The 14,495-nt window shown below is 41.8% G+C and carries 11 protein-coding genes; 3 read left to right on the forward strand and 8 right to left on the reverse strand.

Going from position 1 to position 14,495, the window contains the following annotated elements; genetic code table 11:
* Positions 1-18: 18 nt before the first annotated feature.
* Both clpB and E0H79_RS08235 read right to left on the reverse strand, forming a co-directional pair.
* Positions 19-2,598, reverse strand: a complete 2,580-nt coding sequence (gene clpB / locus E0H79_RS08230; RefSeq protein ID WP_131261353.1) for an ATP-dependent chaperone ClpB — start codon at positions 2,596-2,598, stop codon at positions 19-21.
* A gap of 311 nt (positions 2,599-2,909) precedes the next feature.
* A complete protein-coding gene (locus E0H79_RS08235) occupies positions 2,910-3,332 on the reverse strand; it encodes an OsmC family protein (protein WP_131261354.1) in 423 nt (140 codons plus the stop codon).
* Positions 3,333-3,480: 148 nt separating this feature from the next.
* Between E0H79_RS08235 and crp the strand changes: the two genes are divergently transcribed.
* Both crp and E0H79_RS08245 read left to right on the forward strand, forming a co-directional pair.
* The gene (gene crp, locus E0H79_RS08240) at positions 3,481-4,185 is read left to right on the forward strand and encodes a cAMP-activated global transcriptional regulator CRP (RefSeq protein WP_004971566.1); all 705 of its coding nucleotides are present in this window, start codon (positions 3,481-3,483) and stop codon (positions 4,183-4,185) included.
* Positions 4,186-4,389: 204 nt separating this feature from the next.
* Positions 4,390-5,439, forward strand: a complete 1,050-nt coding sequence (locus tag E0H79_RS08245) for an NADP(H)-dependent aldo-keto reductase (protein ID WP_131261355.1) — start codon at positions 4,390-4,392, stop codon at positions 5,437-5,439.
* 169 nt (positions 5,440-5,608) lie between these two features.
* Here E0H79_RS08245 and E0H79_RS08250 read toward each other — a convergent pair whose 3' ends face one another.
* From E0H79_RS08250 to E0H79_RS08275, 6 genes are all read right to left on the reverse strand, one after another.
* Positions 5,609-6,391, reverse strand: a complete 783-nt coding sequence (locus E0H79_RS08250) for a M48 family metallopeptidase (protein WP_004971571.1) — start codon at positions 6,389-6,391, stop codon at positions 5,609-5,611.
* A gap of 156 nt (positions 6,392-6,547) precedes the next feature.
* Positions 6,548-6,856, reverse strand: coding sequence for a hypothetical protein (locus E0H79_RS08255; RefSeq protein WP_004971573.1), 309 nt, complete (start codon positions 6,854-6,856; stop codon positions 6,548-6,550).
* Between the two features lie 238 nt (positions 6,857-7,094).
* Positions 7,095-8,414, reverse strand: a complete 1,320-nt coding sequence (locus E0H79_RS08260; RefSeq protein ID WP_004971574.1) for an adenylosuccinate synthase — start codon at positions 8,412-8,414, stop codon at positions 7,095-7,097.
* Positions 8,415-8,483: 69 nt separating this feature from the next.
* Positions 8,484-9,650, reverse strand: a complete 1,167-nt coding sequence (locus E0H79_RS08265) for an ATP phosphoribosyltransferase regulatory subunit (RefSeq protein WP_096901061.1) — start codon at positions 9,648-9,650, stop codon at positions 8,484-8,486.
* A 165-nt stretch (positions 9,651-9,815) separates the two neighbouring features.
* Positions 9,816-10,130, reverse strand: coding sequence for a hypothetical protein (locus E0H79_RS08270; protein ID WP_004971580.1), 315 nt, complete (start codon positions 10,128-10,130; stop codon positions 9,816-9,818).
* Positions 10,131-10,265: 135 nt separating this feature from the next.
* Complete coding sequence (locus E0H79_RS08275; protein ID WP_096901062.1) at positions 10,266-11,300, reverse strand: type I glyceraldehyde-3-phosphate dehydrogenase; 1,035 nt, start codon at positions 11,298-11,300, stop codon at positions 10,266-10,268.
* Positions 11,301-11,750: 450 nt separating this feature from the next.
* On the opposite strand from E0H79_RS08275, the gene alaS reads away from it, so the two are divergent.
* A complete protein-coding gene (gene alaS, locus E0H79_RS08280; protein ID WP_171458220.1) occupies positions 11,751-14,444 on the forward strand; it encodes an alanine--tRNA ligase in 2,694 nt (897 codons plus the stop codon).
* Positions 14,445-14,495 lie beyond the last annotated feature (51 nt).

Consider the following 14,495-nt stretch of genomic DNA (forward strand, 5'->3'; position numbering starts at 1 on the left):
TTGCTTACACATAGCCAATTAGCTGAGTTTCATTTTTTCAAACAGCAAATGACCATTTTCAGCTTTAATTAAAATCGTATCACCTGCAACAAAGTCACCTGCGAGGATTTTTTGCGCCAATGTGTTTTCCACTTGTTGCTGAATTGCACGTTTCAATGGACGCGCACCGTAGACTGGGTCAAAACCTGCTTCAATCAATTGATCAAATGCAGTATCGTCTATCGACAAGCTCAAGTCGCGTTCGCTTAAACGCGCACGTAAACGATCCAATTGAATATCGGCAATGCCACGAATTTGTGCTTTTTCCAGTGAATGGAACACCACCAACTCATCAATACGGTTAATAAACTCAGGGCGGAAATGTTGTGAAACTGCGGCCATGACCACGGTACGCACTTCTTCACGTGTTGGATTGTCACCCAATTCACGTACTTCGTGTGAACCCAAGTTAGAAGTCATCACAATTACAGTGTTCTTAAAGTCCACCACGCGACCTTGCGAGTCGGTTAGGCGTCCATCATCCAACACCTGCAACAAGATGTTAAATACGTCTGGATGGGCTTTTTCCACCTCATCAAACAGCACCACACTGTACGGTTTACGACGTACTGCTTCGGTTAATACACCACCTTCTTCATAACCGACATAGCCTGGAGGCGCACCGACCAAACGGCTGACCGAGTGTTTTTCCATAAATTCAGACATATCAATCCGAATCATGGCGTCATCGCTGTCAAACAAGAAGTTCGCTAACGCTTTGGTCAATTCTGTTTTACCTACCCCTGTTGGGCCAAGGAACAGGAACGAACCACTTGGACGGTTAGGATCAGACAAACCTGCGCGTGAACGACGTACCGCATTCGACACCGCCACCACAGCTTCATCTTGCCCCACCACACGGTTATGCAAGAAATCTTCCATGTGTAGCAATTTTTCACGTTCACCCTGCAGCATTTTCGATACAGGAATGCCCGTTGCAGCACTCACGACTTCAGCAATTTCATTGTCCGTAACTTTGTTACGCAATAATTTTGGTTCTTCTTTCTCTTCAACCAACTCATCTTGTGCCAGTTGTTTTTCCAACTCAGGAATCACACCGTATTGTAAACGTGACATTTCCGCCAAGTCATTTTCACGCTGCGCTTTTTGCAATGCCATACGTGCCTGATCAAGCTGAGTCTGAATTTGCTTAGTGCCTTCAACCAAGGTTTTTTCCGCTTTCCAAACTTCTTCCAAATCATTGTATTCATTTTGAACTTCAATAATTTGTTTTTCCAGATGTGCAACTTCAGCACGGCTGCCTGCATCTTCATCTTTCTTCACGGCTTCAAGTTGCAGTTTTAATTGAATTAAACGGCGCTCTAATTTATCTAAGGCTTCAGGCTTAGAATCTAGCTCCATTTTAATCCGTGACGCTGCCTCATCCACCAAATCAATTGCCTTGTCGGGAAGTTGACGGTCAGTGATATAACGGTGCGACATTTTAGCGGCGGCAATAATCGCCGAATCTAAAATTTTAACCCCGTGGTGCACTTCGTAGCGCTCTTTCAGACCTCGTAAAATTGCAATGGTGTCTTCTACACTTGGCTCATCGACCAATACTTTTTGGAAACGACGCTCTAAAGCCGCATCTTTTTCAATATATTGACGATACTCATCTAAAGTAGTGGCACCGACGCAGCGCAATTCGCCACGCGCCAATGCAGGTTTCAACATATTGCCTGCATCCATGGCACCATCGCCTTTACCTGCACCCACAAGTGTGTGTAATTCATCAATAAATAAGATGACTTCACCTTCTTGTTTCGCCAAGTCTTTTAAGACCGCTTTTAGGCGTTCTTCAAACTCACCGCGATATTTCGCACCTGCCAACAATGAGCCCAAATCTAAAGATAAAACACGTTTACCTTTTAAGCTTTCTGGCACTTCACCATTCACAATACGCTGAGCCAAACCTTCAACAATCGCAGTTTTACCCACACCAGGTTCACCAATGAGTACTGGGTTGTTTTTGGTACGGCGTGACAACACCTGAACGGTACGGCGAATTTCATCATCACGACCAATTACAGGGTCTAGCTTGCCCGCCAACGCACGTTCGGTTAAATCGATGGTATATTTATTGAGTGAGTCACGTTGATCTTCGTGATTATTGCTCATGACTTTTTCATCCCCTCTAATTTTGTCAATCACGCTACGCAAACTATCTGAGGTCACGCCTACACTGTTCAGTAGTGTTTTGGTCGCGCCCACTTCGGTCAAACCCAGCATCAACCAATCGGTTGACAAGAACTCATCACCTGCTTTTTGGGCAAAACTGTCAGCCAAATTCAAGGCTTTAACCGCATCTGGACTTAAGTTGATATCGCCTGTTGGATTGGTCAAAGTCGGTGCATCAGCAATCGCTTGCTGTAATTTGCTTTGCAAATCACGTAGGTTTGCGCCTGCTTGTTGTAATAAACTGACATTGGAGGCTTCTTCGAGCAAAGTCGCCAATAAGTGAATGCCTTCAATGGCAGTATGATCTTTCCCTATCGCGAGAGATTGGGCATCGGATAAAGCTTGCTGTAGGCGGTTGGTAAACTTTTCAAAACGCATTCTTGTTATTCCTCACAACAAATTGTGTACTTGATGGATATATGGGAACGCAGGCGTAAATTTCAATTAAATTTTTATATATTTTTCAAAATCTTAATTAAAATTAACGGTTAGATTTCAATTATAATATTGGACTGATTAAAGTAAATTTCAAGTTTAATCTGGTAATTTTTTTATAGTGAGTTGAATTATTGACATACACTTGTATATCAACAAATTAAAGGCTTCTGATTATTATTCATGCAAATAGAAATATTTAGTTACAATGATTGGCAAATATACCAACCATTGTATGACCTATCAGTCAACGCTTAATCTTGTTCAATAATTTCAAAATCATGGCTAATTCCAACACCACCATCAGATAGCATTTTACTGGCAGAACAGTATTTTTCTGCTGAAAGTTCAACCGCCTTCGCGACCTGCTTTTCCTTAACAGCCTTGCCTTTGACCACAAAATGCAAATGAATTTTGGTGAACACTGCAGGGATGCTATCGGCACGTTCTGCTGTTAACTGACATTCAACATGCGTCACTTCTTGGCGTGATTTTTTTAAAATAGTCACAATATCGAATGAAGCACAACCACCAAGTCCCATTAAGATTAACTCCATAGGACGTGGACCACGGTTTTCACCACCATATTCTGCGGATCCATCCATCACTACAGAATGACCACTTTCTGATTTGGCTTCAAAAGCAACGTTCTCTAACCACTGAACACTTGTTTGCATTGCAACTACCTAAAAAAAACTATAAATTGACACGGGTATTTGTACACTAACATAACTTGAGTTGATAAGGAATTTCATCTCTACTGTGTGACAAGTTCAGACTAGGTCTTGTGCGATCTATTATTTATCCATTTTCGGAACCGTTAGCATGACTTCAAACTTTTCACAGCTGAGCACTGATGCATTGTCCCCTGGACAACTGCCTGACTCAGTCAAAGCATTATTAAAACGTGCATACATCAACCGTTATCCAAAACGGACAACTATTGTTGATGCGGGGACTGAATCTAAATCGTTATATTTGATTTTAAAAGGTTCAGTATCAATTATTCTTCGCGAAGATGATGATCGCGAAATTGTTGTGGCATATTTGAATCCAGGCGACTTTTTTGGGGAAATGGGTCTGTTTGAATCGAATCCACAACGTACTGCAGAAGTTCGTACTCGTGATGTCTGTGAAATTGCAGAAATTACTTATGAAAACTTCCACGAACTCAGCAAACAATATCCTGACTTAAGCTATGCCGTTTTTGCACAGCTGGTACGTCGTTTAAAAAATACTACACGTAAGGTAACTGACCTTGCCTTTATAGATGTGTCTGGTCGTATTGCACGTTGCTTGATTGATCTTTCTGCGCAACCAGAAGCCATGATTTTGCCAAACGGTCGTCAAATTCGTATTACACGCCAAGAAATTGGTCGTATTGTCGGCTGTTCACGTGAAATGGTCGGGCGTGTTCTAAAAACACTTGAAGAACAAGGCATGATTGAAACTGATGGTAAAGCCATTCTGATTTTTGATGCTTCTTTGGAGCAAAATGAATCCACTGATGGCAACTTTGATGACGAGTAAACCATCTATATGCTCATTAAAAAAGCAAATCTTCGGATTTGCTTTTTTATTACCAGCTGTTAACTTTTTACCATTTTCAATTATCAAAATACCATTATTGCTGTCACTACAATGAAGTAGCAATTTTCGCAGCCACAAGTGGCGCAAAATGGTTTCAGCTCTTGTAACATCAATATATACATATAATCTTGAGCGAGAGACAATATGCAATTTAAACCATTGGCAAAAACAGGCATTCTAGTTCCAGAAATCTGTTTAGGCACCATGACATTTGGTGAACAAAATACCCAGCAAGAAGCCTTTCAACAACTCGATTATGCGCTAGAACGAGGCTTATATTTTTGGGATACCGCAGAAATGTATCCCGTACCACCAAAAGTAGAAACTCAAGGTGCAACCGAAACCATCATTGGCAATTGGTTACAGCAACGTGGCGGACGTGACAAATTATTTTTAGCCTCTAAAATTGCAGGCCCTTCGCAAGGCGGCAGTCATATTCGAGACGGCAAAACCCGCTTTAACGCAGAGGATATTCATTCTGCACTGGATGGCAATTTAAAACGCCTACAAACCGACTATATCGACTTATACCAACTGCACTGGCCACAACGCCCAACCAACTTTTTTGGCAAACTTGGTTATGGCAACCAAGAAGCACAAAATACGCAAGAAGTAACCGACCTTGCTGAAACCTTAACCGCGTTGCAACAAGAAATTCAAAAAGGACGGATTCGCTATATAGGTCTGTCGAATGAAACCCCTTGGGGCACCATGAAGTTTTTACACTTGGCAGAACAATTAGGATTAAGTAAATTTGTCAGCGTACAAAATCCATATAACCTGCTGAATCGTACTTATGAAATTGGCATGTCTGAAATCGCCCATTATGAAGGTGTTGGACTACTCGCCTACTCACCTTTGGCTTTTGGTTATTTAACTGGTAAATTCCGTCATGGCGCACGCCCTGCCAATGCACGTGTCACGCTATATTCACGTTTTAGCCGTTACAGTAATCCACAAAGCGAATGGGCAACCGAGCAATACGCCCAACTTGCAGAACAACACGGCTTGAGTTTGACGCAACTGGCGCTGGCATTTATCAAGCAGCAATTTTTTGTGACAAGTACCATTATTGGCGCGACGAATATGGCGCAACTCAAAGAAAATATTGATGCCTTTGACATCACCTTATCAGATGAAATTTTACAAGGCATTGAAGCCATTCATCGTCAACAACCCAATCCAGCGCCCTAATTTTATTTTAAGCACTGCTTTAAAATGAAATTAAAAATATGAACTCAGCAATAATTCATCATTTTTATGCTGTTTAAAGTCAAAAAGTCTTCATAAAAAAAGATGCGCATAAAACCATGCGCATCTTTTTTGTGTTTTATCTTAACCAGTTGAACTGGCTGAGGTCATCTTAACGACGACTTTGGTTATATAGCGCTTGTGCTGCTGGCAAGTTTTTACGCATTGCTTCAATACGCTGACTGTTCGATGGGTGAGTCGATAAGAAGGACGCACCGCCGCCACCTTCAAGCTTGTTCATTTTTTCCCAAAGGGTAATTGCAGCTTGTGGGTTATAACCTGCACGCGCCATCAGCATTAAACCACCCTGATCGGCACGACTTTCCAAATTACGTGAATATGGCAAGCCAATCCCAATTTGGGTACCCAATTGCGCTGCTGCTGCACCCAATTGACCAACGTTATTGCCTGCCGCACTTAAACCTACGTTCAAGGCAATATTGGTTAAAGCCTGTGCACCAATTTTACTTTTCGCGTGTTCTTCTAAAGCATGCACCATTTCATGCCCCATAATTGCGGCAATTTCAGCATCAGTTAAATTCAGTTTATTCACAATACCAGTGTAGAACACCACTTTACCACCAGGTGCGACAAAAGCATTGACTTGATCAGACTTAAGTACCGCCAATTGCCACTGGAAAGGCTGACCTGTTTGGTTCATTTGATTGGCATGTGGAATCAAACGCTGAAACACAGTATTGATACGTTTATACGTGGTGGAGCTTGTGTCTAACTGATTTTTATTGCGTGCGTCTTGCACCATTTCATTATAGCTTTTGGTAGCAGTTGCATTTAAGGTCGCAGTATCTGCACCCGCCATGTCTGCAACAGTCGTACACCCTGAAACTGTGATTGCGCCTGCGGCACATAAACTTAACATCAGTTTTTTGTTCATTATAATAATCTCCGCCTTGCGAGCTATCTTCATACCAATCAATTATATGAAATCAATTCAAGGCTTTAAATCTATAATCACTTCATAAACATATCATTTATGTAAACAACGCCTAAGCTGTGTACAGATTGTATGTCTGAGCGATCAATCACTACCCTAGTAAAGAAATTGATAACACAACCAAAATACTAAACAGAAAACATTTAAACCCAAGTAAATTTTAGACACTACTTCTACTTTTTCTTCCATTTCTGGATTTTTGCGTTTGTAGAGTAGGTAAGCATTTTGAATCAGAATCAGTGGCACCAAAATACAGGCAAAAATAACGCTTAAACCAATAAATGCCTGATACATAATATTCGGATCATGCTTTTGCGATAAAATCAGCATCATGGCAATGGTCGGTGCACCGCCCATCGCAAACAATAAAGAATAAAAAATCGTACTGGTAATATTTTTATGCATCCTGCATAACCTTAATTAAATTTAATTTTCTAAAGCCATTGTAACAAGCCACCCTGCTCTGCACAGCGCCAGTCATCTGCAACTTTAGTCTTGAAAAAACAACTCACTCAGCATCATCTATAATGTTTCCAAAAATGAGTCGCTATTGAAACTGAAACAACAGCAATAAAAAGCCCCATCATTTAGACAGGGCTGAATACATCATCAGAGCTTAAATGCTATGCTAAAGCACAACGACTTAAGCATCAAATGGATGACGTAATACGATAGTTTCTGCGCGGTCTGGACCTGTAGAAATAATGTCGATTGGACATTCAATTAACTGCTCAAGACGTTTGATGTAGTTCACTGCATTTTCAGGCAATTGTTCTACACTGGTCGCGCCCACAGTTGATTCAGACCAACCTGGCATTGTTTCATAAATTGGCTTTAAGTTTTCGTATGCAAGCGCATCAGAAGAACCTACACAACCTGAATCGGTATTTTCATAACCTACGCAGATTTTGATTTCTTCTAAACCGTCCAATACGTCTAACTTGGTCAAGCAGATACCAGACAGTGAGTTTACATCGACTGAACGACGTAAAATTTCGGCATCAAACCAACCACAACGACGTTGACGACCTGTAGAAGCACCGAACTCGTGACCCACAGTACCTAAGTGTTTACCAATCGCATCACCTACGTCATTTGCTGCGTCATACACCAACTCAGTTGGGAATGGGCCTGCACCTACACGTGTGGTATAAGCTTTGGTAATCCCTAAAACGTAGTCTAAATGTAATGGACCTAAGCCTGAACCAGAGCTTACACCGCCCGCAGTTGTATTCGATGAAGTCACATACGGATAAGTACCGTGGTCAACATCAAGTAATGAACCTTGCGCACCTTCAAACATAATGTTGTCACCGTTTTTACGGTAATTATGAATTTCAGTCGTTACATCAACCACTAATGGTGCAATCACTTCACGCCATTGGTCACATAGCGCTAAAACTTCATCTAACTGAACTGCTTCAACACCGTAGTATTGTGTCAATTGGAAGTTGTGATAGTCCAATAATTCAGTCAATTGAGCGCGTAGTGCTTCACCGCCACGAACCAAGTCAGCAACACGAATCGCACGACGTGCAACCTTGTCTTCATAAGCTGGGCCAATACCACGACCTGTTGTACCAATTTTGGCATTACCACGTTTTTTCTCACGTGCTTGGTCAAGTGCAATGTGGTTCGGCAAAATAAGCGGACAGTTTGGTGAAATACGTAAACGCTCTTTCACTGGCACGCCTTCTTGTTCCAAAATACCCATTTCTTTAATGAGTGCTTCAGGAGAAAGTACTACACCATTACCAATTAAGCACAGTACGTTTTCACGTAAAATACCTGATGGAATGAGGTGTAATACAGTTTTCTTACCACCAACCACGAGAGTATGGCCTGCGTTGTGTCCGCCTTGATAACGAACGACTGCCGCCGCCTGATCTGTGAGCAGGTCGACGATCTTACCTTTACCTTCGTCGCCCCATTGGGTACCAAGTACCACAACATTCTTGCCCATAATAGCCTCATTACATCATGCTGTTAAAATTGAAAACCAAGACCTGTAACATGAAACATGCCTTGGCGATTAAATTTTTTCGACTGTCCACTCACCATTTGCAAGAACCAATTGGTGCGTTGCGTATGGAACCGAGTTTAAATCATCATTACCCAACAATTGAATTACACTAAAGCCTTGCGCACGTGTGTTTTGAATAGCAGCAATTAAATCAGGTTGTGAGCCTTTAGGCGCAACAACAACAGACGATGATTCAAAACGACCTGCACTTAATACAAACAAGTCACAAGAGAAACCTGTTGCAGGGCGCGCACGTCCGAAATGCTGACCAATGCCATCATAACGACCGCCTTGTGCCAATGGTGCAGCACGATTTGGCGCATACACTGCATACATTAAACCTGTGTGATAGTGATAAGAACGCAGCTCAACCACATCAATACCAATATGCAAGTTTGGCCAACGTGCCTGAATTTCAGCTTGTGTTGCTTTCACGGCTTCAAACGCTTGCTTAAATTCGGTATTTTCCAACACATCAGCACTTAAATGAGCCTGCAAAGCAGTTAAATCACTGGCATAGCGACCTAAAGCATAAAAATCTGAACCGAAATTTAAATCTTGGGTAAATTCTGCCAATTCAGGCAATGCTTTACGCTGATATAAATCTGACAATTGACGTTCAGTGGCTTTGCTTAATTCTGCTTGTTTAACCAAGCTACGGAACAAGCCGACATGACCCAAGTCTAAATGCACACCTTCTGCCAAACCTGCTTCTTTTAGCAAGCTGAGCATCAGATCAACCATTTCTACATCGGCATCAATGCTGTCTGAACCAAATAACTCTGCACCCAATTGCAATGGTGCACGTGTGGTATTAAAACCTTGTGGTTTGGTATGTAAAACCGTACCTGCATAGCAGTAACGTGCAATGCCATCTACAGGATGTACATGCGCATCAATACGCGCCACTTGTGGTGTCATATCGGCACGAACACCCAGCAAACGACCTGAAAGTTGGTCGATCACTTTAAATGTGGCAAGGTCTAAATCTTGATTCGATTCTGAAAGAGAAGATAGAGATTCAATGTATTCTATGAATGGCGTGTACACCAACTGATAACCTCGAGATGCGAGGAAATCCAGTGACTTACGACGCAAGCTTTCAATCACTTGCGCTTGTTCTGGTAATACATCAGCTACACCATCAGGTAATAACCATGTCTCTGAAATGGGCATGTTGTAAACCTAAATTCTTGTTTGCGCGGAACGAATCCGCATAAAAAAATCGGGAGCACACCCGATTTCTCCTAGTTTAGCATGATACTTTTGCTCATGCACCTGACTTTTTCTGAAATATGCGGTAAAAAAATATGAATACACCACATCTTTCAAAGCCATCATTTAAAAGTCCTGATTTGATTTCACCGCCTTTGCCAATAAACTGACCAACTCAGCATTTTGCATTTCAAGCTGTGCGGTTTTTTGCACGGTTTTATCGAGTGCATCTTGCTGAACCTGCATCTTTTTGGCCAAATCTTGCATAATCTCCAACGTCTTTTTTAGATGCTCTTCTAAATGTAATACTTTTTGCTCGACTTGCTGTTGATGCTGCACATCACTGCTGCTGTCTGCCTGATTTTTAAATTGCAACCAAATCAGAAAAATGACAGCAAGTGCCAGCAAAAAAATAAATCCCCACAATAAAATAATCATCATGTCACTACTCTATTCAAATTTTCTATGCAAACTTTGTTATATCAATCAGTGAATTAACCGTGAATACGAAGTGTAAAATCTGTCATCACTATTACACGCTTTTCACACTTTGTATATGTCTTAAAAAGTAGCCGCTTACACCGCCCGCTGACTAAAAGATTCACACAAATCTAGTAAACGGTTGGCATAACCCCACTCGTTGTCATACCACGCAAAAACTTTGGCTTGATGACCCACGACCATGGTTTGACTTAAATCGACAATTAAAGAATAAGGTGAATGGTTAAAGTCGCTCGATACCAAAGGCTCATCGGTCACTTGCATAATTTCGGCATAATCATGCGCTGCCGAAGCACACAACACCTGATTCAATTTGTGCACCGTAATTGGTGACTGAGAAATAAAAGTTAAATCAATAGCTGCAACATTAATGGTCGGTACACGAATCGAGTAACCATCAATCCGATCTGCCATTTTTGGCATGACTTGTTTTAATGCACCCAAGGCAGATGAAGTTGTAGGAATAATATTTTGCCCTGATGCACGCGCACGACGTAAATCACGGTGTGCTTGATCCAATACAGTTTGATCGGCTGTGACTGCATGAATTTCAGTCATTAATGCGGTATCAATTCCGAAAGCATCATCAATGATTTTAACTAATGGTACTAAAGCCTGCGTGGTACAAGATACGCTGGAAATAATTTGGTCGGTACTTTTGACTTCATGATGATTCACACCATAAACAATCGCAGCATCTACAGTATCGAATGGTGCAGCACCAATAATTACACGTTTGGCGCCCGCAGTAATATGCTGCGTTGCCGCCTCGCGGGAACGGAACAACCCTGTACATTCCAATACCACATCAACATTTAAGGCTTGCCACGGTAATTGCGCAGGTTGAGCCTGATTCAACACCTGAACTTTTAATTGCGCCAAACCTGCAGAAATATTCAAAAAAATCTGTTCATTTTCGAGGCTAATTTCCACCTGTCCTTTAAAACGACCATGGGTACTGTCATATTTAAATAAATGAACCAAGGTTTCTACATCGGCAATGTCATTTATGGCGACGATTTCAAAATGAAAGTCTTTGGGATTTTCAAACCAAGCCCGCAGCACATTGCGCCCGATTCTACCAAAGCCATTGATTGCCACTCGTTGCATGACTGATCCTTTCATAATGAAATCAAAATTTAAGCACAGACTATGTTAATAGATTTTGAGGCCTTACTGAAAAAAATCAGATCAATTCTGGGATTTTTCACTTAATTTGCTGATTAATTCGGCAAACTCAAAATACCCATCTAACAATTTCAGCTTGTGGTTGATTAGTTTGACACTCTCGCCTACGCACAAACATTCAACAACAGCTCATCATGCCCCACTTTCGTCAGCAATTTTCCATCATCCTCTATTCAAAAGATTTATTCTGCGCACAGCAACAGAGATTGATTCAGAATTGTCATCAATTCACGCTAAAATGATTGGTGATAATGGCTTTTTCCGTTATAATTTGGCGTTTTTAAAATTTTAAGCCTGCATGACAGCAAAAGAATTATTTTTGTCAGACTGTCTTGCGTTTAGCCCAATCGGAAATTATGGAGTGACTTGGTTGTGAGTACTCGTTTTATGACATCAGCTGAAATTCGTGAAGCATTTTTGCGTTACTTTGAATCGCAAGGGCATACACGTGTCGCATCGAGTTCTCTAGTACCCGCCAATGACCCAACCCTGTTATTTACCAATGCAGGTATGAACCAGTTTAAAGACTGTTTCCTTGGGTTAGAAAAACGTGATTATGTACGTGCTGTATCGTCACAAAAATGTGTGCGTGCAGGCGGTAAACATAACGATTTAGACAATGTGGGTTATACCGCACGTCACCATACTTTCTTTGAAATGTTAGGTAACTTCTCGTTTGGTGATTATTTCAAACGTGATGCAATTAAATTTGCTTGGGAATTTTTAACCAGTGAACAATGGTTAGCGCTACCAAAAGACCGTTTATATGCCACGGTTTACCACACCGATAATGAAGCATTTGACATCTGGAACAAAGAAATTGGTTTAGATGCTTCTCGTATTATCCGTATTGGCGATAACAAAGGCGGCCAATATGCTTCAGACAACTTCTGGGCAATGGGTGATACAGGTCCTTGCGGTCCGTGTTCTGAAATTTTCTATGATCATGGCGATCATATTTGGGGCGGTTTACCAGGCACACTAGAAGAAGATGGCGACCGTTTCATTGAAATCTGGAACAACGTATTCATGCAGTTTAACCGTACTGCAGATGGCGTATTGCACCCACTTCCAGCACCGTCTGTAGATACAGGCATGGGCTTGGAGCGTATTTCTGCAGTATTGCAACACGTCAACTCTAACTACGAAATTGATCTGTTCCAGCACTTACTCAAAAATGCAGCACAGATTATTGGTTTAGACACGACTGCTCTTGAAGTAACTGCACAGCAAACTGGCAAGCCTGTAGACTACCCTGCTTCACTCAAAGTAGTTGCTGACCACGCTCGTTCTTGCTGCTTCCTAATTGCCGATGGCGTGAATCCATCGAATGAAGGTCGTGGTTATGTATTGCGTCGTATTATTCGTCGTGCAGTACGTCACGGCAACAAGCTTGGCGCAACAGGTTCATTCTTCCACAAAATGCTTCAGCCTTTAATTGAAGTAATGGGTCAAGCTTATCCTGAACTTGCAGCAAATCAAGCGCGTATTGAAGCGCAACTTCTAAAAGAAGAAGAACAATTTGCCAAAACGCTTGAGCAAGGTTTGAAATTGCTTGAGGGTGAATTGGCACAGCTTAAAGGCTCGGTCATTCCTGGTGAAGTGGTATTTAAACTATATGACACTTACGGCTTCCCAACAGATTTAACGGCAGATATTGCACGTGAACGCGACTTGACCATTGACGAAGCAGGCTTTGAAGTTGAAATGGCAGCGCAACGTCAACGTGCACGCGATGCAGGTAAATTTGCAGTTGACTACAACTCAATTGTAAAAGTTGAAGGTGAAACTCAATTTGATGGCTATGACGCAACGACTGGTCAGGGTCAAATTGTGGCTATTTATAAAGATGGCGAACAAGTCGATGAAGTAGTTGAAGGCGATGAAGCTTTAATCGTACTCAATCAAACCCCGTTCTATGCAGAAAGCGGTGGTCAGATTGGTGATACAGGTCTATTCAAAAACGAAACAGGTATTTTTGAAGTTCAAGACACCAAAAAATCTGGCGGTGCTTTTGTTCATCAAGGTATTGTTACCATGGGCAGTTTAAAAGCTGCGCAAGCGGTGGAAGCGATTGTAAAAGCAGACATCCGCGAAGCTACTGCACGCAACCACTCTGCAACACACTTATTGCACGCTGCCCTACGTCAAGTTTTAGGTGCACACGTACAGCAAAAAGGTTCGTTGGTTGCTTCTGATATTTTACGTTTTGACTTTGCCAATGACCAACCTGTGTCATTTGAACAATTGCAAGAAATTGAGCGTTTGGTAAATGCAGAAGTCATTGCCAATACCGCAGTTTCTACTGAATTACTGGATATTGAAGCAGCCAAAGCCAAAGGCGCAATGATGCTATTTGGTGAAAAGTATGGCGATGAAGTTCGCGTACTTTCTATGGGTTCAATCATTGAAGATAAAAACTTCTCCATTGAACTTTGTGGCGGTATTCACGTGAAACGTACAGGTGATATTGGTCTGTTCAAAATCATCTCTGAAGGTGGTGTTGCAGCTGGTGTACGTCGTATTGAAGCAATTACAGGCAGCAAAGCCGTTGAAGCCGTTCAAAAAACTGAACGCGATATCAACAGCATCAATGCTTTGTTGAAAGCACAAAAAGACCAAACTTTAGAAAAAGTGAATACATTGGTCGATACAGCATCTAGCCTTCAAAAGCAGATTGAACAGCTCAATCAAAAATTAGCGCACTTCCAAGCAGCTGAACTTTTAAGTCAAGTACAAGAACTTGCTGGACGTACCACGCTCATTACCACTGTACAAAATATGGATGCAAAATCACTGCGTAATTTGCACGACGGTGTAAAATCCAAACTCGACCAAGCAGTGATTGTACTTGCAGGTGTAGAAGGCGATAAAGTCAGCTTAATCGCTTCTGTTGCACCAGACTTTACTGCTACGATTAAAGCAGGAGACATCATCAAACACTTGGCTACAGAACTAGGTGGTAAAGGTGGTGGTAAACCTGATTTGGCACAAGGTGGCGCGCCACTTAACGAGAACTTTGCAACGGTGATGGCAGGTTTAACTGCTTGGCTTGCGGCAAAATAATCTCACTTTTTGTGTAACTGACCCTGAGCAGGTAAATTCGGGGTCATGGCT

The sequence above is a fragment of the Acinetobacter sp. ANC 5045 genome, assembly GCF_004331005.1.
In the GTDB taxonomy this organism is placed as follows: domain Bacteria; phylum Pseudomonadota; class Gammaproteobacteria; order Pseudomonadales; family Moraxellaceae; genus Acinetobacter; species Acinetobacter towneri.

Bases quoted from the DNA above. Each gene is read 5' to 3' on its own strand.
- E0H79_RS08250 (WP_004971571.1), bottom strand. From the start codon at position 6,391: ATGAACAAAAAACTGATGTTAAGTTTATGTGCCGCAGGCGCAATCACA.
- E0H79_RS08265 (WP_096901061.1), bottom strand. From the start codon at position 9,650: ATGCCCATTTCAGAGACATGGTTATTACCTGATGGTGTAGCTGATGTA.
- E0H79_RS08235 (WP_131261354.1), bottom strand. From the start codon at position 3,332: ATGCAAACAAGTGTTCAGTGGTTAGAGAACGTTGCTTTTGAAGCCAAA.
- E0H79_RS08275 (WP_096901062.1), bottom strand. From the start codon at position 11,300: ATGCAACGAGTGGCAATCAATGGCTTTGGTAGAATCGGGCGCAATGTG.
- clpB (WP_131261353.1), bottom strand. From the start codon at position 2,598: ATGCGTTTTGAAAAGTTTACCAACCGCCTACAGCAAGCTTTATCCGAT.
- E0H79_RS08270 (WP_004971580.1), bottom strand. From the start codon at position 10,130: ATGATGATTATTTTATTGTGGGGATTTATTTTTTTGCTGGCACTTGCT.
- E0H79_RS08260 (WP_004971574.1), bottom strand. From the start codon at position 8,414: ATGGGCAAGAATGTTGTGGTACTTGGTACCCAATGGGGCGACGAAGGT.
- E0H79_RS08245 (WP_131261355.1), top strand. From the start codon at position 4,390: ATGCAATTTAAACCATTGGCAAAAACAGGCATTCTAGTTCCAGAAATC.
- crp (WP_004971566.1), top strand. From the start codon at position 3,481: ATGACTTCAAACTTTTCACAGCTGAGCACTGATGCATTGTCCCCTGGA.
- E0H79_RS08255 (WP_004971573.1), bottom strand. From the start codon at position 6,856: ATGCATAAAAATATTACCAGTACGATTTTTTATTCTTTATTGTTTGCG.